At 41.3% G+C, this 19,976-nt stretch carries 21 protein-coding genes; 7 read left to right on the top strand and 14 right to left on the bottom strand.

Going from position 1 to position 19,976, the window contains the following annotated elements; all coding sequences use genetic code 11:
- Positions 1-30: 30 nt before the first annotated feature.
- Positions 31-1,335 carry an ATP-dependent RNA helicase RhlB gene (rhlB, locus tag CXF88_RS07495; RefSeq protein WP_101086263.1) on the top strand — a complete coding sequence of 435 codons (1,305 nt, stop codon included), beginning with the start codon at positions 31-33 and terminating at the stop codon, positions 1,333-1,335.
- 3 nt (positions 1,336-1,338) lie between these two features.
- A complete protein-coding gene (locus CXF88_RS07490) occupies positions 1,339-2,280 on the top strand; it encodes an exopolyphosphatase (RefSeq protein WP_101086262.1) in 942 nt (313 codons plus the stop codon).
- A 113-nt stretch (positions 2,281-2,393) separates the two neighbouring features.
- Here the strand turns inward: CXF88_RS07490 and CXF88_RS07485 are convergent, their stop codons facing one another.
- The 13 genes from CXF88_RS07485 to rraA all read right to left on the bottom strand — a co-directional run bounded on the left by CXF88_RS07485 (position 2,394) and on the right by rraA (position 13,953).
- Positions 2,394-2,945, bottom strand: a complete 552-nt coding sequence (locus tag CXF88_RS07485; RefSeq protein WP_101086261.1) for a thioredoxin family protein — start codon at positions 2,943-2,945, stop codon at positions 2,394-2,396.
- A gap of 228 nt (positions 2,946-3,173) precedes the next feature.
- Positions 3,174-4,187, bottom strand: a complete 1,014-nt coding sequence (gene hemB, locus CXF88_RS07480) for a porphobilinogen synthase (protein WP_101086260.1) — start codon at positions 4,185-4,187, stop codon at positions 3,174-3,176.
- A gap of 14 nt (positions 4,188-4,201) precedes the next feature.
- Complete coding sequence (locus CXF88_RS07475) at positions 4,202-6,127, bottom strand: diguanylate cyclase (RefSeq protein ID WP_101086259.1); 1,926 nt, start codon at positions 6,125-6,127, stop codon at positions 4,202-4,204.
- A complete protein-coding gene (locus tag CXF88_RS07470) occupies positions 6,124-6,942 on the bottom strand; it encodes a TatD family hydrolase (RefSeq protein ID WP_101086258.1) in 819 nt (272 codons plus the stop codon). The genes CXF88_RS07475 and CXF88_RS07470 overlap by 4 nt, the downstream gene beginning before the upstream one ends.
- A gap of 18 nt (positions 6,943-6,960) precedes the next feature.
- Positions 6,961-7,497 carry a hypothetical protein gene (locus CXF88_RS07465; protein ID WP_101086257.1) on the bottom strand — a complete coding sequence of 179 codons (537 nt, stop codon included), beginning with the start codon at positions 7,495-7,497 and terminating at the stop codon, positions 6,961-6,963.
- A gap of 45 nt (positions 7,498-7,542) precedes the next feature.
- Positions 7,543-8,289 (bottom strand): twin-arginine translocase subunit TatC, encoded by a 747-nt coding sequence (tatC, locus tag CXF88_RS07460; protein ID WP_101086256.1) that lies wholly within the window; start codon positions 8,287-8,289, stop codon positions 7,543-7,545.
- A gap of 3 nt (positions 8,290-8,292) precedes the next feature.
- Complete coding sequence (gene tatB / locus CXF88_RS07455) at positions 8,293-8,706, bottom strand: Sec-independent protein translocase protein TatB (protein WP_101086255.1); 414 nt, start codon at positions 8,704-8,706, stop codon at positions 8,293-8,295.
- Positions 8,707-8,712: 6 nt separating this feature from the next.
- The gene (gene tatA / locus CXF88_RS07450; RefSeq protein WP_101086254.1) at positions 8,713-8,952 is read right to left on the bottom strand and encodes a Sec-independent protein translocase subunit TatA; all 240 of its coding nucleotides are present in this window, start codon (positions 8,950-8,952) and stop codon (positions 8,713-8,715) included.
- A gap of 110 nt (positions 8,953-9,062) precedes the next feature.
- Positions 9,063-10,712, bottom strand: a complete 1,650-nt coding sequence (gene ubiB / locus CXF88_RS07445) for a ubiquinone biosynthesis regulatory protein kinase UbiB (RefSeq protein ID WP_101086253.1) — start codon at positions 10,710-10,712, stop codon at positions 9,063-9,065.
- The gene (locus CXF88_RS07440; protein WP_101086252.1) at positions 10,709-11,329 is read right to left on the bottom strand and encodes an SCP2 sterol-binding domain-containing protein; all 621 of its coding nucleotides are present in this window, start codon (positions 11,327-11,329) and stop codon (positions 10,709-10,711) included. The genes ubiB and CXF88_RS07440 overlap by 4 nt, the downstream gene beginning before the upstream one ends.
- On the bottom strand, positions 11,329-12,084 hold the full coding sequence (gene ubiE, locus CXF88_RS07435; RefSeq protein ID WP_011635964.1) for a bifunctional demethylmenaquinone methyltransferase/2-methoxy-6-polyprenyl-1,4-benzoquinol methylase UbiE: 756 nt from the start codon (positions 12,082-12,084) through the stop codon (positions 11,329-11,331). The genes CXF88_RS07440 and ubiE overlap by 1 nt, the downstream gene beginning before the upstream one ends.
- A gap of 255 nt (positions 12,085-12,339) precedes the next feature.
- Positions 12,340-13,368 (bottom strand): formimidoylglutamase, encoded by a 1,029-nt coding sequence (locus CXF88_RS07430; RefSeq protein ID WP_101086251.1) that lies wholly within the window; start codon positions 13,366-13,368, stop codon positions 12,340-12,342.
- A gap of 99 nt (positions 13,369-13,467) precedes the next feature.
- Complete coding sequence (rraA, locus tag CXF88_RS07425; RefSeq protein WP_101086250.1) at positions 13,468-13,953, bottom strand: ribonuclease E activity regulator RraA; 486 nt, start codon at positions 13,951-13,953, stop codon at positions 13,468-13,470.
- Between the two features lie 386 nt (positions 13,954-14,339).
- On the opposite strand from rraA, the gene CXF88_RS07420 reads away from it, so the two are divergent.
- From CXF88_RS07420 to CXF88_RS07410, 3 genes are all read left to right on the top strand, one after another.
- Positions 14,340-14,588, top strand: coding sequence for a YgjV family protein (locus tag CXF88_RS07420; RefSeq protein ID WP_101086249.1), 249 nt, complete (start codon positions 14,340-14,342; stop codon positions 14,586-14,588).
- Between the two features lie 536 nt (positions 14,589-15,124).
- Positions 15,125-15,637, top strand: coding sequence for a phosphatase PAP2 family protein (locus CXF88_RS07415; protein WP_101086248.1), 513 nt, complete (start codon positions 15,125-15,127; stop codon positions 15,635-15,637).
- 157 nt (positions 15,638-15,794) lie between these two features.
- Positions 15,795-16,844: an MJ1255/VC2487 family glycosyltransferase gene (locus tag CXF88_RS07410; RefSeq protein WP_101086247.1), complete on the top strand. Its 1,050-nt coding sequence runs from the start codon at positions 15,795-15,797 to the stop codon at positions 16,842-16,844.
- 72 nt (positions 16,845-16,916) lie between these two features.
- Here CXF88_RS07410 and rsd read toward each other — a convergent pair whose 3' ends face one another.
- Positions 16,917-17,384, bottom strand: a complete 468-nt coding sequence (gene rsd, locus CXF88_RS07405) for a sigma D regulator (RefSeq protein ID WP_101086246.1) — start codon at positions 17,382-17,384, stop codon at positions 16,917-16,919.
- A 456-nt stretch (positions 17,385-17,840) separates the two neighbouring features.
- On the opposite strand from rsd, the gene hemE reads away from it, so the two are divergent.
- Positions 17,841-18,905 carry a uroporphyrinogen decarboxylase gene (gene hemE, locus CXF88_RS07400; RefSeq protein ID WP_101086245.1) on the top strand — a complete coding sequence of 355 codons (1,065 nt, stop codon included), beginning with the start codon at positions 17,841-17,843 and terminating at the stop codon, positions 18,903-18,905.
- A gap of 635 nt (positions 18,906-19,540) precedes the next feature.
- A complete protein-coding gene (locus CXF88_RS07395) occupies positions 19,541-19,828 on the top strand; it encodes a hypothetical protein (protein WP_059747517.1) in 288 nt (95 codons plus the stop codon).
- Positions 19,829-19,976: the final 148 nt, after the last annotated feature.

Raw genomic sequence — 19,976 nt, 5'->3', positions numbered from 1 at the left:
TTTTGCAACCCCTACAGGTATGCTTGTGCTATGAGCCAAACACATTTATCGACCCAGAAATTCGCCGACTTCCCTTTAAAGCCCGAAATACTCGCGGCATTGAACGAGAACGGCTTTGAGTTTTGCACGCCAATACAGGCGTTATCTTTACCTATTTTACTTAATGCAAAAGATATTGCCGGACAAGCCCAAACCGGCACCGGTAAAACTATGGCATTTTTAGTGGCCACATTTAACCACTTACTCAATGTTGCTGCACCTGAGAGTCGCAAAGCAACCGAACCCCGCGCTATTATTATGGCGCCAACGCGAGAATTAGCAATTCAGATTGCTAAAGATGCCAAGCTATTAGCGGCACATACAGGCTTAAAAGTTGGTATTGTTTACGGTGGCGAAAGCTATGAAACCCAACGCGCTGTATTAGACAAAGGCGTTGATATTCTGATTGGTACCACCGGACGTATTATTGATTATGTACGTCAGGGTGTCATTAGTCTAAGCCACATTCAAGCCGTTGTGCTTGATGAAGCCGACCGTATGTTTGATCTTGGTTTTATTAAAGACATTCGCTTTTTGTTCCGCAGAATGCCTGATGCTAAGTCACGTTTGAATATGTTGTTTTCTGCCACGCTTTCAATGAAAGTGCAGGAATTAGCATACGATCATATGAATGATCCTGAAAAAGTTGAAATCGAACCATTAGAAAAAACTTCTAAAAATATCAAAGAAGAAATTTTCTATCCGTCGATGGAAGACAAGATGCGTTTATTACTGAGTCTAATCGAAGAAGATTGGCCAGATAAAGCGATTGTGTTTTCGAACACAAAACACAGCTGTGAAAAGTTGTGGTCTTATTTAGAAGGTGATGGTCATCGTGTGGGTTTGTTAACCGGCGATGTTCCGCAAAAGAAGCGTATTCGCATTCTTGAGCAATTTACCTCAGGTGATATCGATGTTTTAGTGGCAACAGATGTGGCCGCTCGTGGGTTACATATTTCTGATGTGTCACACGTATATAACTATGATTTACCTGATGATTGTGAAGATTATGTGCATCGTATTGGCCGAACAGGTCGTGCGGGACAGAAAGGTATTTCAGTCAGTTTTGCTTGTGAAGAATATGCACTGAATTTACCTGAAATTGAAACTTATATTAATCATTCAATTCCAGTGTCTAATTACGATAAAGATGCGTTACTAGATGATATTCCGCCTCCTGCGCGTATTCATCGTAAGCCTCCTACATCTCGGACTCGTGATGGTGGAAGTAAAGGTGCGCATCGTAGTGGTGGAAATACTTCGCGTCCGCCACGCCATAGGACTCGTAGACCATAGTCAATGCCATTGTTAACTGTATCTCAGCCGTATGCGGCGATAACATTAGGTTCTAACAGTTTCAATATGTTAGTGGCTAATTCGGTGGGTAATAAGCCGATTGTTATCGCTAAATATAAACGCAAAGTACGCCTTGCCGAAGGTATAGGTGATGACGGTATGTTGTCTGAACCTGTTATGCTGCGTGGTTTAGAATGCTTAGCCATGTTTGCCGACATGTTAGCGCAGCACCATATCGATAGCGCTAATGTGGCTGTATTTGCTACCGCTACTTTGCGTGTTATCCGTAATGCCGATGAATTTCACCAGCGAGCGATGCCAATATTATTGCATCCAATCGAGGTCATTTCGGGATTGCGCGAAGCTGAACTGATTTATCAAGGTATGGTGGCAACCACTAAAGGTGAGGGACGCCGGTTAGTGATTGATATTGGCGGCGCTAGTACCGAGTTTATTATTGGTGACGGCAGTCAGGTGTTGTTTAAAACCAGTTTGCCAATGGGGTGCGTGCTATTTAATCAACGATTTTTTAGTCATGCGCCGCTTCAAAGCATCGATTTTGAACAGGCCGTAGATTACGTTAATATGATTTTGGCAGAACATCGTCCTCACTTACTCAATTTAGGGTGGCAAAGTGTTGTAGGGGCTTCTGGTGCGGTTCAATCAGTGGTATCGGTGTTACAGCATCGACAACGCTCGGAAGTGATTACCCTTAAGATTTTGTATGCTTTTCGTGATGAAATATTATCGCAAGCAGATGCAAGGCTTAGTGGTATTAACGGCTTAAATGCCGAACAAGCTCCCACATTTGCTGCGGGAGTTGCGATTTTAATCGCGTTGTTTGAAAGTCTATCAATGAGTCGTTTACATCTTGCTGGTGGCGCACTTCGCGAAGGCGTATTACAACTGTTAGCCGATCGCATAGCCGCTAAAGTCTCGTTGTAGTTACTGACATAAGCGTAATAAAAAATAGGTCACCATTGGTGACCTATTTTTTTGATTATTAAGTTATTACTTTTAGTTGTTTAAACAAAAATTTTCAATAACTTCTTACATAACTACTTTAAAATCTCAACTAAATCGGCTTCCAGTGTGGCTTGAGGGCGTTCAACGATACGACCTAGCTCATTGCCTTGCTGTTTAACGATAAACGTTGGAATGCGGCTGAACGCATATTTTGCCGCTAAACCTTCAGGGTCCTGCTTGCTTCGGTCGACACCAATGTATTCAACTTCAATGTTGGGATTGGCTGCCGCTTCAATAATTCGCATAAAGTGCGGTGTTTCGCGATGGCAATCTGGGCACCAAGTGCCAATAATCACGACTATTTGCGTCGGTTCATTAATGGCTTTGAGTACATCGATTGCTTGCGCATCAACTTGGTAATTGGTAAACCCTTCAGTATAGCCTGGTAATTCAGTCGTTAGAGTTTGTGGTTGGATTACGCCAGTTAAAATCACTTCTTGTTTCTCCTCGCTGCATGTTGCCATAAAGCCTTGTTGATCTTTTTCAAATGCGCAACCTGAATTCGCAGATGCGGCCATAGGCAGCATTTGGGCACTGAAAAAGAGTGCCGTGGTGGCCAATAATGTTCTAACGTTATTGTGCATGATAATGTCTCGCTTAAGAAGAAAATACTGTTCTTGAGTGTATTCAAGCATGCTTAAACAGGGCTGTTAAGAGACTATGAGCTATGATGTAGAGCTGATCACGATAATGAGGTGTATGTGACTTGTCCCACGAGGTAATCGAATTAAAACCGACGCAAAGTAGGCAGTGTTAAATTAAAAAAGCCAACCCGAGATGGATTGGCTTTATAACCACTCAATATCGGAGGCTTATGAATTTTGTTCTTTAAGCCACTGAGCAGCACGTTTGGCAAAGTAGGTTAAAATACCGTCTGCACCAGCGCGCTTAAAGCAAAGTAATGACTCCATCACAATGGCTTTTTCTGCTAACCAACCGTTTTGAATAGCAGCCATATGCATGGCGTACTCACCACTGACTTGATAAGCAAATGTTGGCACTGCTAATTCAGTTTTGACACGGCGTACTATGTCTAAATAAGGCATCCCTGGTTTAACCATGACCATGTCAGCACCTTCTTGGATATCTAATGCCACTTCGTGTAATGCTTCGTCGCTATTGGCCGGATCCATTTGGTAGCTGTGTTTATTGCCACCTTTTAAATTACTAGCCGATCCGACAGCATCACGAAAAGGACCATAATAACTTGAGGAATACTTAGCGGAATAAGCCATGATCTGAGTATTCACAAAGCCATTTTCTTCAAGGGCTTGGCGAATTGCACCTATACGACCGTCCATCATGTCTGATGGCGCGACAATATCTGCCCCTGCAGCGGCATGAGATAAAGCCTGCTTGACTAGGATCTCGGTGGTGATGTCATTCATGATATAACCAGTGTCATCGATAATACCGTCTTGACCATGAGTCGTGTAGGGATCTAAAGCTACATCAGTCATGATACCAAGCTGTGGGAATGCTTGCTTTAATTCACGCACGGCACGCTGCACTAATCCATCAGGATTGTAAGATTCTTCTGCCAGTAAACTCTTTTTATCCGCTGGCGTCACGGGGAATAATGCAATAAGCGGAATGCCAAGCTCAACCAGCTCAGCGGCTTCTTTTAACAATAGATCAACTGAAAATCGTTCAATTCCTGGCATTGAAGCAATTTTTTCTGAGCGTTGAAAACCTTCTAACACAAACATTGGATAAATGAGATCGTTAACTGTTAAGGTATTTTCAGACATTAAACGACGGCTAAATTCATGTTTACGCATGCGGCGCATTCTGCGCTGTGGAAAGGCACTAGTAATAATATTCAATTTCGACTCCTGGTTTAGATCTCGTCTGTTTCGAGCGGGTAATAGCAGACTTTGTTACGGCCACTGCGTTTGGCTTTATACAGGGCTTTATCTGCTTGTTCTAGTAATAGCATTGGATGCTCATCACTGTCGATAATTGTCTCACTCACACCGATACTGACCGTTAAGGGTATCGTGTAACCATTATGGGCAATGGTAAGATCGCTGATAGCTTGGCGAATTTGCTCCGCAACTAGCAGAGCACCTTCTATATCTGTACTCGGTAATATAATAGCAAATTCTTCACCACCAAAACGTGATACGAGATCCGTTGGACGTTTAATGTATTCACATAATGTATTTGCAATCATCTTTATGGTGTAGTCGCCACTAAGGTGACCATATTGGTCATTGATATTTTTAAATTTATCGATATCAATCATTAACAAAGACATCGGTGTCTGTTGGCGTCGGCTAATACGGCCTTCTGCAATGAGGCGACGATCAAAAGCACTACGATTCTTCACTCCAGTAAGGCTGTCTATGGTGTTTTGTTCTGTCAGCTTTTGATTCACCTCATTGAGTTCACGTAAGGTAATTTCTAATTCAAGTGTCCGTTCTTGAACCATTTGCTCAAGTTTTTCACTATTTCCAGCCTCACTACGCAGTGCTTCTTCACGGATTTCTCGCAGCCGTTGTTCTTGCTCTAATGTCTGTTGCTGGATCTCAAATTTAGCCTTTCGTTCATCGTTATAACGTAAGGCGAGTACTGCCGCCATGGTGATGACTTCAAAAGTGAGTCCTATCATTACGGGGATCTGTGGCGATATGCTTAGGGTGATTAGACCGAGGTAAATTAGCCCTGTAATGATGCACCCAATCATTAAGCCCATACGGCCAATGGCATATAAAGGGGCATTGCGTTGGCCGCTAAAAGCTTGGATTAATGAGAAAGCCATTAGGATTGTGCTGATAGTTAACACCACAAATGCTAAAACATACAGCGCAAAACTGTAGTTAATAAATGGCATGATGATCGTTAAGCCAAAACAAAGCACTGCCATGATGCGACAAATACGCAGCATTTTTAGATTATGATATTTTAGTTGCAATACTTTTTCAGTAAACATCAATGAAAAACCCAATGTTAATGGGATAATAATAATGAAAATATACTGTTGTATAATGGGCCATTGAGGCCACAAATAGCGAAATGATACGCCATGAATTGTCGCCGTGAGTAACGTAAGCCCTAATACATAGCCGCTGTAATAACTGTAACTATAAGATGCCGACGCGAGCGCGATAAATAAACTGAACAAGCAAATAGCGAGTAATAATCCTATTTGCATGCCATTAAACAAATTCTTAGTTTCAGTGAGTTGGGTTAGGTCGTTTGATGACCACAACACTAATGGCAAACTGATGCTACCTTTGCTGTCTATTTTTAAATAAAAAGTATGTGTATCACCAGGTTCAAAATTAACTGGGTATAAAAAGATATTGCTTTGTAGTGGTCGTTGCTTAAACGGTAAGGAGTCGCCCATTATTTCAGTACTGACCAGTTCCCCATTGATCAGGTGGTATATTTTAACACTGTCGAGCAATGGGTTATCTAAGGCAATAATGCGTGATAGATGGTCGTTGGGATTAAATATACTAAAACTCACCCAATAGTTTTTAATGCCTATTTGATATGGTTGATTGGTATCAAGTTTTTTCCAGCTGTTTTCTGGCCGTTGTAATAATGTGGTTAGAGTTTCAATATCATTACTTTGATTGGCATAAACCCAGTCGTGTAATTCAATTTTTGTTATGGAGTCTGATGTCAGTCTAAGCGGTACTCCAGAGAGTGTATTAGCCCAACAGTTTTGGCTAATCAACAGCAAAAATAATCCAATTAACACCCTAAAGTGATATTTACATTGCTGTTGTAACTGATGAGTTATGATGGCCATCATGAGTTATTATTCACGCTAAAATGAACTGGCAGTTGGAAAAAGTCACAACTGTTTTTATAACATTCTTGCGCTAATGATTGTACTGATTGTTGGCGTAAATTGGCCATGTATTCGACAATATAAGGTAAGTATTGGGGTAGATTTTTACTCGATTTAGGTTTAGGTCGCATACTGCGAGGTAATAAGTAAGGACTATCGGTTTCTGCCATAATGCGATTATTAGGAATTAATGGTACTAATTGAGCAAGGTCTTGCCCTCGACGTTCATCGCAAATCCACCCAGTAATGCCAATATATAAATCAGCGGCTAAGCACTCAATTAACTCATCTTTACTGCCAGTAAAGCAGTGTAGTAAGGCATTAGGGAGATGAGCTCGATACTCATTTACAATGGCGATAAAATCGCTATGCGCTTCACGACAATGCATCAGCACTGGCATATTGAGTTCGCAAGCTAGCTCTAATTGCGCTGCAAATGCCTTTCTTTGTACCGGGCGTGGTGAAAAGTCACGATTGTAGTCAAGCCCACATTCACCAATAGCTACCACGGTGTCTTGTTTGGCCAGCTGAGTTAAACGTGCTTTGCTATGTTGATCCCAAGATGATGCATGATGCGGATGTACACCTGTCGTGCAGTAGAGTTGTTGCGGGTATTGTTGGCAGAGAGATATTGAGTCGGAGCTTTCATCGAGATCGCTGCCAATAACAATTAACGGCGAAACATGATGTTTCGCCGCGTCATTGATAATAGTGTCAATATCGTGCTTCAGCCTGTCGCTAAGCAGATTAACAGCAATGTCGATGTATTGAGTCATGTAATAAAAGTACTGTAGTTACTTTAATCGTCTAACTCGGGTAGTAGCATTGCGATCATCGCTACCCAATAAAAATGAATTCAATGCACCTGTTTCAATAAAGATGCGTTGACCTTTTTTGATTTTATAATACTTTGAGCTACTTTGCTTCCAGACTTGACCATTGCTGAGTGTTATCACAAATGCGCCTAACGCATCTTTCTTAACACTAATGACTTCAGAGTAAATCTTATCGACTTCATCTTCTATGACTTTCTTTTGTAAACCAAAATCATCAACGCTGAGTACTTGAGGACTTGTTGCAACCAAAGGTAACACAACGTTTGGTGTAGCGGGTGGCCTTGGAGCCTCTGATGGGGCAATCTTAGTTGTATTTGCCGTCGTCATTATGTGAGCACTGGGTTTAGCATTAGCCGCTAATTCGTCATAACAAGTTAATCGCACAGTTTTGTCCGTTTTAGCTGCACATATAGACAGTTGCTGGCCAAGATTGGTATTGGCATATGCATTAGCCGAGATCAATACGATCCCGACGGCAATTAAACTTAAACGCATTGATTCTTCCTTATTATTTTAGTCTGTAGAGCCTTTCTTTATCGCTTAATTTTCAGCTTCTTCGTTCTCTGGCTCATCTTCTTTTTTGCTGTAGAAACGCGCGGCGATTAGTCCACCTTCAAACAATAACAGCATTGGTACGGCTAGCATAGTCTGCGAGATAATATCGGGAGGCGTGAGTACCATGCCAACAACAAAAGCTCCTACTACAATATAAGGACGTTTTTGGCGTAACTCATCGGGTGTTGTAACACCAGCCCAGCAAAGCAAAACGACTGCTACAGGTATTTCAAAAGCTAAACCAAAGGCAAAAAATAATTTTAGAATAAAACTCAAATAACTGCTGATATCAGTAGCAACTTGCACGCCTTCTGGAACGACACTGGTGAAAAACCCAAATACAACTGGGAAAACAATATAGTAGGCAAAGGCTATTCCAAGATAAAACAACAGGGTGCTGCTGGCTAACAAGGGAACAACTAAGCGTTTTTCATGTTTGTATAACCCAGGTGCTACAAAAGACCATACTTGATAAAGCACATAGGGAATGGCGATGAAGAATGCTAATACTAGTGTTAATTTAAAGGGTGCAAAAAAAGGCGCGGCTACGTCGGTTGCAATCATACTGCCCGTTTCTGGAAGCGAGCGCATTAAAGGCAAAGCTATGTAGTGATAAATATCGTTAGCCCAATACACAATAGTAATGAATACCAATAACACACTGCCAATGGCTTTAAGCAATTTGTTACGTAATTCAAGCAAATGGCTAATAAGCGGTTGCTGTTGCGACATGGATTATCCGTTTGATTTAGGGTTTGAACTGTTTTCGCTAGTCACTTCAGATGACTTAGCTTCTTTGACTGAAGGAGACTCGTCAGCTGATTTTTTTGGCTCGACAGGTGATGTGTCTTCAACCTTATAAGGACGATTCACTGATTCAGCGGCTTTTTTCAGCTGATCAATCGACTCTTGTAACTCTGGCGACAAATTGGCTAAACCTTTGCTTTCAGCTTTTTTTAAATCAGCATGTAACTGATCAATTTTAAGCTCTTGCTCAAGTTCATCTTTGACAGAGTTAGCCATGCGCTTAAGCGCACGGATCCAACCTGTTAACGAACGTACTGCAACCGGTAGTCTTTCGGGGCCTAGTACCACTAGCCCCAAAATACCGATCAGCAGCAGCTCCATAAAGCCGATACCGTCAAACATAATAAATTACGCCTGTTTATCTTTAGATTCTGTTTCAGGTTGCTTTTCTGCAGCCTGTTGCGAAGTCGCTGCCGTTTGGTCTTTGTCTTCTAGTGATTTACTTTCATCTTCTGGAGTCATGGCGTTTTTAAAGCCTTTTACTGCTCCACCTAAATCACCGCCCAAAGAACGCAATTTTTTAGTCCCAAATAATAGAATGACAATTAACGCTACGATTAGAAGCTGCCAAATACTGATGCCGCCCATGAAGATTTTCCTCTTTAAAGTAAAAATGGTTTTTGTAAAAAAGTTATTTCAAAATCCATAATAACACCCAATTCTTTAAGTATTATGAACCTCTAATAAATTAGTGCTAGCTAAAACTTACGATTCTTTGGCCTAGATCGCCATCCTATTGCCCAAATCAATATGCCTGCACCTATACAGGTATATGCAGGCCATAGTGTAGCTATTTGAGTAAATAAAATTGTGCCACAGATCAATAATACAGCCGAAGTGATAAGTAGATAATTACTCTTGTGAGATTTCTGTTGGTAGCGCAAGTACTTATCTAACATTTGCTGTTGAGTGCCGAGTAATTTACGGCCTAGTTTTAAATTGTCGTAAATCAATTCAGGAAACTCAGGGAGTTTATCGGCCCAAAATGGCGCATTTGATTTTACTTTATTGAACATGGCTTTAGGGCCAACTTGTTCTGACATCCAATTTTCTAGGAAGGGTTTGGCGGTTTGCCATAAATCTAATTGTGGATATAACTGACGGCCTAAACCTTCAATATACAGTAAGGTTTTTTCGAGTAACACCAATTGTGGCTGCACCACAATATCAAAATGACGCGCAGTTCTAAACAGCTCTAACAGAACATGACCGAATGAAATTTCATCCAATGGTTTATTAAACATGGGTTCGCAAACTACTTTTACAGCTTGTTCAAACGCAATAATATCTGTGTGTTCAGATACCCAACCTGACTCAATATACAGCTGGGCAATACGGTGATAATCGCGATTAAAAAAGGCTAAAAAGTTTTCTGCTAGGTAACGTTTATCCACTTCGGTTAATGTGCCCATAATGCCGCAGTCTAGGCCGATATAAAATGGGTCGTCTGGATGTTCACGACTGATAAAAATGTTGCCTGGATGCATATCTGCGTGGAAAAAATTGTCGCGAAACACTTGGGTGAAAAACAATTCTACACCGCGTTCAGCAAGCAGTTTAAAGTTGGTACCTTGAGCTCGTAACGCTTCGGTGTCAGAGACTGGAATACCGTAAATGCGTTCCATGACCATAAGGCGTTGATAACTGTGTTCTTCGTAAACAAAAGGCACATACAGCGAATTAGAATCCAGAAAATTATTGCGCAGTTTGATGGCGTTAAGCGCTTCTAGCTTTAAGTTTAGCTCGCCTAAAATGGTGGTGCGGTAATCTTCAATCACTTCTGCTGGGCGTAAACGATTACCGTCACCTAATAAGGTTTCGAGTAAGTTAGCCGTTTGAGTCATTAACTGTAAGTCAGCTAATATCTGCTGCTCAACATTAGGTCGCAGCACTTTAAGCACCACGGCTTTACCGTTAGATTTTAAGGTAGCGGTGTGTACTTGCGATATGGATGCAGAGGCAAGTGGTGTATCGTTAAAATCATCAAAATAGGTTGCGATAGGAGCACCAAGCTCAGCTTCAATGGCTTCTCGTGCTAAAGCAGAATCAAACGGTGGCACTCTGTCTTGCAACATGGCCAACTGATACGCCCATTCGTCGTCAAGTAAATCACGGCGAGTCGACAGCATTTGTCCTAATTTGATGTATACCGGCCCTAAATCTTGCATCGCTAATTTTAAGCGCTCTGCAGGCGATTTAGTTTTATGCTTATTACGGATCCAAAATAAGCTGTTGCGCACAATGGCGAAATACCAGGGCTTTTTGTGTTTAGGTATTAAGTCATCTAAGCCAAAATGCAGAATGGTTTTAATGACATGGTAACCACGCCTGATACTTGCAGTTGTCATTGCGTTATTTGATCTCTTAATTGGGCTATCTTGGCTTCGATACGTTCGGTTTGACTCACCAGTTCGTCCAGATTATCACGAAAATGTAGCCATTCGATTTTATGCGGCGCTAGGCGATATTCTTCAGTGGTTAACTGGCTGATGTGTGAGCGAGTTTTTTGTAAGACCAGCTTGATATCATGGTTAAATTGTTTTGCTGTAGCAACGAGTTTATGCGTCGGAGCATCACCAATATAACGTGATAATGGTTCGGCAAAATCAACATGAATATTCTGTAAATAATGGCTTAACGATTGCAGTAATTGAATATCGCCTTCCAAACTGAGTTTATCTTGTTTGATAAGCTCAGTTAAATTAGCGCCTTCAGTCAGCTGATATAATGTTGATACATCAGCACGTACGGTTACTGCTACATCACCTTCGTAATGGCTGAGTACTTGAATTTGTTTGGCAAACACCAAATAAATGGGCCAATTTAACTGACTCAGCTGGATACAAAATACTTTGCCGTGCAATGACTTTTGGCGAGCATAGTCACTTTTAGCCTGTGCTGGCAGTTGGTTAAAAGCGGTTTCAATGGCAGCACAAGTTAACAAAGCAAAGTGATTAGGGGTCATTAGAACTTATAACCTCTATGTAATGCGACAACGCCGTCTGTCATGTTGGTGTAGTCGACTTGTTCAAAACCTGCATCTACCATCATTTGTTTAAGCGTTTCTTGATCAGGATGCATCCGAATTGATTCGGCAAGGTATTCGTAGCTGTCAGCATCTTTAGTGATTAATGCGCCCATTTTAGGTAACACCTTAAAGCTATACATGTCGTAAACTTTACGCATTAATTCATGTTTAGGTGTTGAAAACTCAAGCACGAGTAGTTTTCCACCAGGCTTTAATACTCGTTGCATTGAACGTAACGCCGCATCTTTATCGGTAACATTACGTAAACCAAACGCGATAGTGATGATATCAAAATGGTTATCAGGAAACGGCAGTGCTTCAGCGTTAGCTTGAACATAGCTGACGTTATTGACGATACCTTTGTCACGTAATTTAGTGCGACCGACCTTGAGCATGGAATCATTAATGTCAGCAAGAACGACTTGACCTCTATCGCCGACTAAATGTGAAAACTTAGCCGTGAGATCGCCAGTACCACCGGCTAAATCAAGCACTTTCATCCCCGGTCTTGCAGCAGCGACTTCAATGGTGTGGCGCTTCCAAAAGCGGTGAACTCCAAAAGACATCACGTCATTCATAATGTCGTATTTTGCCGCGACGGAATGAAACACGTCAGCGACTAAGTCTGCTTTTTTATCGGCTTCGACAGTTTTATATCCAAAATGAGTGTTTTTCGGTTCGCCTTCAGACATCGGTATATTCCTATAATGTGCGATAATTAATAGCGAGTGTATGCCATTGCGAATGATTGCTGAAATGCTGTGGTGCGAGAGTGTGACAACAATCAATTAGTTGTCTTACCTTGCACCTAATATACATTTCACTTCAACTTGAACGCAGCAATGAGCTTCGCGTCGATTAGCCCCAATAAAAAGCAGCAGTTAAGGCTAAAAAATTGCCTGCATTAGAGCATAAAATTAGCCTTTAATGAATAGCCGTAGCTGATTCTAATTCAGACCGGTTAATCGACCCTGAAGATAAGCATAAATTAACTCACTGAGACCTTGACCTGCATCGCGGTAACCCGCTTCTAAACCCGCGTGATGACATGCTGGGGCAGTTTCTGCAAAATGAGCGTAATGGCATGGACAATGCTTAGCAATATAATGCACATAATGGCAGGCATCGAGTATCGATATACCGGCAAAAGTCGCTGCACTGCTGGGCATATTGGCAATCGCATCGACATCGAGCTCTAATGCTACAGGCAGTTGGGTTTGATTTAATGCTTTAGCGATTTGTTTTAATGCGGTTTCTAGTGACAGTTCACGCCGGATCCAAATTTGTTGCAAACTGTTCCATGTAGCGCCAAACAGGCTCAGTTGTTCTAGGGTTTCTTCACTATTTTTTAATTCATGCAAGCCGAGAATATGATAATGGTCGAGTGCGCCATTGGCGGCGGCATAACTAAATCCATTACCGCTGTGGCGACCTTCTCGTGGTCTAAAATCACTGTGTGGATCGAGGTTGACGGCTGCGACAGGTAGGCCTGTAGTGGCTTTTGTTGCCATTAATAAACCATAAGCATTATTGTGGCCGCCGCCGATAACGATGGGTTCTAATCCTGCTTGCATGATTTCACTTACTGCAGCAATGACGATGTCATCCAATTGTGCGGTTGCTTGGCGTAATTGTTCAACGGTAGCGGTTGTGGATACTGATGTATCAAGACTGATTTGGCCTAAAATGGCACATTCGTTACCATTAAGAAATCGATTGGACTGTAAATTAATTAACTGTTTCATGCTAGCGATAAAGGCATCATCAGCGCCGCCTCGCCCGAGGTTAGCTCGTGGTCCCACATCTTCTGCGATGGCAATAATGGCAAACTGGGCGCCACTGAATTTAGCCTGTTGTGCATTTTGCGCTAATGACAGTTCAGCCGATGCCAGATAAACCTGTTGGCCTATTTTGGTTTCATTAGGGCGTAAACTTAATAATGCATCGCAATGCTGCTGAGTAAATGCGCTAAACATGGTGATTCTCCGAATTACAGCCACAAAAAAACCAGCATAGCTGGTTTTTAAAGGAATTGTCTGCCAGCTTTTTACAAAGCTAAATTGGCTATGACGGGGTTATTCAATATCTAATGGTTCTGGAGACAGAATAACGCCCGTGTTATCAGCATAGATATGATCACCCGGTAAGAAGGTCACGCCACCAAAATTAACTGGAATTTCGATTTCGCCCACACCGTTACTTTCAGCACCGACAGGAATCGAAGCAAGCGCTTGGATACCAATATCAAGTTCTTCAAGAGCGTCAACGTCACGTACTGAACCGTAAATGAGAATACCTTCCCAATTATTGGCTACAGCAATTTCAGCAATTCTAGCATCTAGTAGGGCACGTCTTAACGATCCGCCACCATCGACTAATAATACTTTACCTTCACCGTCTTCTTCTAAAGCTTCAGCAATCAGGCCATTATCTTCAAAACACTTAATTGTACTGATTGAGCCACCGAAGGAGCTGCAACCACCGTAGTTACTGAACATTGGTTCGACGACATCGACTACATCTATATACATGTCGCAGAGTTCTGAGGTGTTGTATTCCATATTTCACTCCTGTTGGACAGCAAAGGTAAATTGCTGGGTAAAGCAAAGTTAAATGAATTATATGAGCTTTTTATGAAAATAAAAGCCTTATCAATCACTGGATTGTTATAAATCAACTTATGGTGTGACTTATGCGCAGATGACGCATTGGCCTAAATAGAGAACAGGGATCAAATTTGTAAGTAATTTTCTTTCAAATTGAACCAATTAGTCGATATATGTTGATTTAGGTCATCCTAATACGTTTTTTAATTACATTTTTGCTCTACAGTTTGTTAGCATATTGCTAGATTTATTAATGTTAGTTTACAAAATAATACTAGCTTTAGGGGCACGGAACCCCCGTTACGCATACGGAAGGCAGAGAGCCTGAAACAGAGGTTCTTATGGAAAATATCAATATTATTGAAGTATTAGGCTATGCCGCATCCGTTATGGTTGCCATTTCACTAATGATGAAAGACATCGTTTTACTAAGATGGTTAAACTTTATTGGCTGTTCTTTTTTTGTCGCCTACGGATATGCAATCGAAGCATGGCCAGTAGCGGGCATGAATGCCTTTGTTGCATGCATTAACATTTTTCACTTAATTAAGATTTATCGTAATAAAGGTGCACAGCCACAAACTGCATAATTGCACGAGTCATATTAAGTTATCGTGTTAGTGAATGACGATAACACGGTCGCGATTAATAACCCCTCAAGCCAAACTTGAGGGGTTATTGCTTTAAATCGCTTTGATTTAAATCAATAAATGGCTATCAAACCGCTCTGTATTCCCCTGTCTGCGTTTTAATGGCCCACAATAAGCTCTCTATTGACGAGTCAATACATCTTGTGAGTAACATCAATGGCAAGCACATAGTACCGATTTTAAATAAAACCGTTGTTATCGATTTATCCCATCTCTTATTCTCAGTTGAAGTGACCTCGCGGGTAAACATCAGCCGTTAAGCTTCTTTATGGTTATTCGCTAATTTATGCTTATTCTCGAATTTATGGTTATTTCTAACGTGAAACTCAACTCTGGGCTGTGTCATAAAACTTTAGGCTAACTGTCACCTCGTGTTCATTACCTCTGTCTATTATCTAAACTGTTAACAAATACATAACTTTAGTCGGATCAATATTAGCTAAATGATATTGCCGACGTTTGACATGGAGTCAGGCATGAAGAGTATCAGCCAGTTAGATAAATATTGGTTTTATTGGATAGCGCAATTTAGTCGAGATAACGGCCTAAGTCAGGCTGCTAAACGTGTATCTGCAACCGGTGATGGCCACTATTATGCTTATTTATCTGTTGCGCTATTGTTTTTTCATCCTAATGGCCAGCACTTTTTTAATTTAGTGTTGGGGAGTTTCTTGGTTGAGTTTCCGTTGTATTTACTGCTGAAAAATAGCATTCGACGTCATCGTCCTTGCCATGCGTTAGCTGGGTTTGAGTCTGGTTTTGAACCGTCGGATAAATTTAGCTTACCTTCAGGGCACACTGCTGGTGCCTTTGTGTTTGCTAGCGTGGTAAATCTGGTGTTTCCTGCCTTAGCACCGATTGCGTTTGCTTGGGCTTGTTTTGTTGGCTCATCGCGTATCGCTCTGGGAGTTCATTATCCTGTGGATATTATGGCTGGCGCTGGGTTGGGGATCGGCTCGGTATTTCTGGTCGATCAACTGATGCTGTAAAGCTTATGTTAAGAACGCTCATGAAGTAATCGCTCATGCCGTCACAGTACATGTGGTAAAGGTTCGCGTAGCCACTCTTCATGTAGTAACTGTTTATGTAGAAAGAAGTACAGCGTTTTAATCTTGATCATTAAGCCGTTGAGGGATGTAAGGCAATATGAAAATCTTGTACGGAGTTCAAGGCACAGGGAATGGCCATATCAGCCGCGCACGCGTAATGTCTACTGCGCTTAAGCAACATAATATCGATGTCGATTTTCTTTTTTCAGGCCGAACACCACAGCACTACTTTGATATGCAATGCTTTGGCGATTATCAGACCCGTAATGGTATGACTTTCGTAACCGAAAATGGTCGTGTTAATTGTGTTAAAACCGCCAAATACAATTTAACCACTCCCATTTTATCTGAAATTAAGCAGCTCGATTTAACGGGTTATGATTTAGTTTTAAACGATTTTGAACCTGTGAGTGCTTGGGCGGCCAAACAACAAAATGTGCCGTCAATCGCCATTAGTCATCAAGCAGCATTACAGTATCCAGTCCCTAAACAAGGTAACAGCTGGTTTAATGAATTTCTGCTCAACCATTTTGCACCCGTTGACATCGCTTTAGGTTGTCATTGGCATCATTTTGGCTTTCCTATTTTACCTCCATTTGTGGAGGTGTGGCCCAATGGTGGTGATCATAGCCACCAAATTTTAGTCTATTTACCCTTTGAAGAGCCTGATCGTATAGCTGCCTTTTTAGCCCCATTTGATCAATATCACTTTTCTGTTTACCACAGCACTAAACCATTGAAACCATTAGCAGAGCATATTCATTGGCATGGTTTTAATCGTGAAGGCTTTAAACAACACATGGCTCAATGTGGTGGGGTGATTGGCAATGCTGGCTTTGAGTTGGCCAGTGAGGCGATGACGTTAGGTAAAAAGTTATTGGTGAAACCGTTACAGGGTCAGTTTGAGCAATCTGCTAACGTTGCGGCGTTAGAATTACTTGCTGCGGCAGAAAGTATGCAAACTTTAGATCCTGCTGTGCTTAAGCGTTGGTTAAAAAGCCCGTCACCTAAACCTATTGCGTATCCACAGGTAGGCGATGCATTAGTGGAGTGGTTAAAAATGGGCGATTGGCATCAGCCGCAAGATTTATGTCAACATTTGTGGTCACAAGTTGAGTTGCCTGAAAACTGGCATAAACGGCAATAATGTTTGCTGCAATCAAGTTAACCGTATTAAAAAGTGCGTCAATTCATCGCACTTTTTAATGGGCTGGCTCAATTAAGGAAGGCGTTGATATAGCAATTCTAGCAGCTCATCTTCTAATTCGAAACGCGACTCCATCGCTTGTGCTAAATGTGATAAATCGTTGTCGAGTTGATACAGCACTTGTTCGTCAGATGCGTCGGTATATTTATCATTAAAATCCAATGCCGTGTCAGTACTTTCGCTAATCAGCGGTAATAAGGCGTTGGCTGTTTCGATACTCGTTTCACCAAACTTCTCGCAAGCTTTAATAACGTTGTTGTAAACCTCAAAGTGACCTTCTGAGACATAATCAACTAATTGGGCACAAAATTGTTTCACTTGATCCATGCTCGGAAGTGATTTTTCGCTACGAGAATAGGGTGCTAATCCGGCAACGATAAAATATTGGATTAATAATTTGCGGCGATGATTAAGCCATTGATCGATTAAATTATGAGAACCGCCCCAGCGTTTTTCTGCTTTTTCTAGTTTTGTTAGCATGTCTTCTCTCTAATTGGCAGCCATTCTGTTACAACTAATGTATTGGACAAAGTGTATTGCGATCAACTGTTTTATTTTTATTTGCTTATCGACGAGCTTGCTTTGGGGATGAAAAGGACAGGAGTCTTGGAGCGGGATAATAAAAAACCCCGTGATGGCATGCCATCACGGGGTAACGAAGTTTTCAAAGGCTCGATTTGTCGGGCTTCTTGATTGTTCTTGCTAGCGCACACTTTTTATACCAAACCACTTAACGCGACGCAACTTTTAATCCAATAAATTGCGATTTACACATCAGTATTGTGTGTTTTGTGAGCATAGTGGCGGTTGTGTTAATAAAATCGACCATAGATTTAGGAATAGCTCACATAAATTCTGCATGAGTGGTTACATTAATCGCGTAAGTGCTAAACTAACGCCCAGCAAAAATCATAACAGTCTAGGAACAAAGTCCACATGGCAGAATTAAAGAATGATCGTTATTTACGTGCGTTGCTAAAGCAGCCTGTTGATGTCACTCCAGTATGGATGATGCGTCAAGCAGGACGTTATTTACCTGAGTATAAAGAAGTTCGTGCTCAAGCGGGTGACTTTATGTCTTTATGCCGTAATGCCGAATTGGCTTGCGAAGTCACTTTACAGCCGTTACGTCGTTATGACTTAGATGCTGCGATTTTATTCTCAGATATCCTGACCGTGCCAGACGCAATGGGCTTAGGTTTGTATTTTGAAGCAGGTGAAGGTCCGCGTTTTGAACGTCCAACGGATACTATCGATGCAATCAAAAAATTATGTATTCCAGATCCAGAAGATGAATTGGGTTATGTAATGCGTGCAGTGAGTACCATTCGTCGCGAACTGAATGGCTCTGTGCCGTTAATTGGTTTTTCGGGTTCTCCTTGGACTTTGGCCACTTATATGGTTGAAGGCGGCTCAAGCAAAACCTTCGAAAAAATCAAGCGTATGGCGTATGCAGAACCTGCTGCATTACACATGTTATTAGATAAGTTAGCAGACTCAGTAGTGTTATATCTTAACGCTCAGGTGGCTAACGGTGCACAATCGTTAATGATATTTGACTCGTGGGGCGGTGCGTTATCACACCACGCTTACCGTGAGTTTTCATTACGTTATATGCAAAAAATTGTTGATGGCTTAACTCGTTTTGCTGATGGCCGTAAAGTGCCAGTTACCTTGTTCACTAAGGGCGGCGGATTATGGTTAGAGTCTATGGCTGAAACAGGCTGTGATGCATTAGGTTTAGATTGGACTGTTGATATTGGTGATGCTCGTCGTCGCGTAGGTCATAAAGTGGCTTTACAAGGCAACATGGACCCATCAATGTTGTATGCTACGCCAGAGCGTATTCATCAAGAAGTTGATCAAATTCTAGCAAGTTATGGTGAAGGTACTGGCCATGTATTTAACTTAGGCCATGGTATTCACCAACATGTTGATCCTGAGCATGCTGGTGCATTTATCAATTCTGTGCATGAGTTGTCTGGTAAATACCACAAGTAATTCAGTGATATTGGCTAAAAAAGCGAATCTTCGGATTCGCTTTTTTGTTGATCGTTTTTTGTTTTTTAGTTTTTGAATGCGAGCAGTTAGTTTTTCTATTTTACGTCTTTCCGGTAATGCTTGTGAGCCGGAATCCAGCTGTTTTTTATGATTTTGATTTAGGTTTTATGGCCTGCGGCCACTAAAGTCGTGGCGCTTCACCCACACCAGACCAAGAGGAAACCAACGGCTGCTCCCTCTTTACTCTTGATAAAAAAATTGGCCTCGCCGCCCCGCAATATTTTCGCTATTTACAAAACAATAGCGACGAAAAGGTTGCCATGGAGATTGATCCAGCTTTGAACCTCGTTTTGTAGTTGGCCCAGTCCAACGAGCGATTTATGACTTTCACACAGCGTAACGCACAGATTCTAATATACGAGGCAATATATGAAACAGCAGACATACAAGAATGATAAAAACATATTGATGACGAAACATTGAGATAAGTATGGTACTTTCACTAAATTGATGCAGGGACTGTCTGTTGGTTTTCGCTACTTTATACCATTGATTCGCCAAATTCCGCACCACATTCACAACAACCAAAATGCAATTTAGCAAATCGTTATACGCATTAAATAGGATTGAGTTCAATGGAAGAACAAGCAGTTAAAATTCAACGTAGTTCAAACCTTGTTAAAGGTTTTATGGCTCTGGTAATAATATTCCAAGTAGTTCAGTTTTATCAAACTCGAATGTTAGATTTTGGCGAAATAGCTGGGGTTTTTGGAATATTATTTTTCTTGCGTGGTTTACTCTCGTCGCCATTATTATTAGTAGCTCCGCTTAAGCACTGGTTTAAATCAAATTTGGTTTTTTCTACTGCAAGCTATAAATATTTTATATGTGCTTTTGTGTTAGTTGTAGTTAGTTTGTTTTAACAATATTTATAGTCGGATACTCGGAGGTAATCTAGTCTCCTCCGGCCTTACATGACACGATTGCTTCGCAAGCGATTTAATCAACCAGAAGTAGAGCAATGGCAGAGTATGTTGCCAAACACTGTTTATTTAGATATTCAATCGCAAC

The sequence above is a fragment of the Shewanella sp. ALD9 genome (genome assembly GCF_002836315.1).
GTDB lineage: Bacteria > Pseudomonadota > Gammaproteobacteria > Enterobacterales > Shewanellaceae > Shewanella.
The sequence above is the reverse complement of the archived record's forward strand: the minus strand, read 5'-3'. Positions and strand labels throughout refer to the sequence as shown.

Bases quoted from the DNA above. Each gene is read 5' to 3' on its own strand.
- rhlB (WP_101086263.1), top strand. From the start codon at position 31: ATGAGCCAAACACATTTATCGACCCAGAAATTCGCCGACTTCCCTTTA.
- CXF88_RS07490 (WP_101086262.1), top strand. From the start codon at position 1,339: ATGCCATTGTTAACTGTATCTCAGCCGTATGCGGCGATAACATTAGGT.
- CXF88_RS07485 (WP_101086261.1), bottom strand. From the start codon at position 2,945: ATGCACAATAACGTTAGAACATTATTGGCCACCACGGCACTCTTTTTC.
- CXF88_RS07475 (WP_101086259.1), bottom strand. From the start codon at position 6,127: ATGATGGCCATCATAACTCATCAGTTACAACAGCAATGTAAATATCAC.
- CXF88_RS07470 (WP_101086258.1), bottom strand. From the start codon at position 6,942: ATGACTCAATACATCGACATTGCTGTTAATCTGCTTAGCGACAGGCTG.
- CXF88_RS07465 (WP_101086257.1), bottom strand. From the start codon at position 7,497: ATGCGTTTAAGTTTAATTGCCGTCGGGATCGTATTGATCTCGGCTAAT.
- tatC (WP_101086256.1), bottom strand. From the start codon at position 8,289: ATGTCGCAACAGCAACCGCTTATTAGCCATTTGCTTGAATTACGTAAC.
- tatB (WP_101086255.1), bottom strand. From the start codon at position 8,706: ATGTTTGACGGTATCGGCTTTATGGAGCTGCTGCTGATCGGTATTTTG.
- tatA (WP_101086254.1), bottom strand. From the start codon at position 8,952: ATGGGCGGCATCAGTATTTGGCAGCTTCTAATCGTAGCGTTAATTGTC.
- ubiB (WP_101086253.1), bottom strand. From the start codon at position 10,712: ATGACAACTGCAAGTATCAGGCGTGGTTACCATGTCATTAAAACCATT.
- CXF88_RS07440 (WP_101086252.1), bottom strand. From the start codon at position 11,329: ATGACCCCTAATCACTTTGCTTTGTTAACTTGTGCTGCCATTGAAACC.
- ubiE (WP_011635964.1), bottom strand. From the start codon at position 12,084: ATGTCTGAAGGCGAACCGAAAAACACTCATTTTGGATATAAAACTGTC.
- CXF88_RS07430 (WP_101086251.1), bottom strand. From the start codon at position 13,368: ATGTTTAGCGCATTTACTCAGCAGCATTGCGATGCATTATTAAGTTTA.
- rraA (WP_101086250.1), bottom strand. From the start codon at position 13,953: ATGGAATACAACACCTCAGAACTCTGCGACATGTATATAGATGTAGTC.
- CXF88_RS07420 (WP_101086249.1), top strand. From the start codon at position 14,340: ATGGAAAATATCAATATTATTGAAGTATTAGGCTATGCCGCATCCGTT.
- CXF88_RS07415 (WP_101086248.1), top strand. From the start codon at position 15,125: ATGAAGAGTATCAGCCAGTTAGATAAATATTGGTTTTATTGGATAGCG.
- CXF88_RS07410 (WP_101086247.1), top strand. From the start codon at position 15,795: ATGAAAATCTTGTACGGAGTTCAAGGCACAGGGAATGGCCATATCAGC.
- rsd (WP_101086246.1), bottom strand. From the start codon at position 17,384: ATGCTAACAAAACTAGAAAAAGCAGAAAAACGCTGGGGCGGTTCTCAT.
- hemE (WP_101086245.1), top strand. From the start codon at position 17,841: ATGGCAGAATTAAAGAATGATCGTTATTTACGTGCGTTGCTAAAGCAG.
- CXF88_RS07395 (WP_059747517.1), top strand. From the start codon at position 19,541: ATGGAAGAACAAGCAGTTAAAATTCAACGTAGTTCAAACCTTGTTAAA.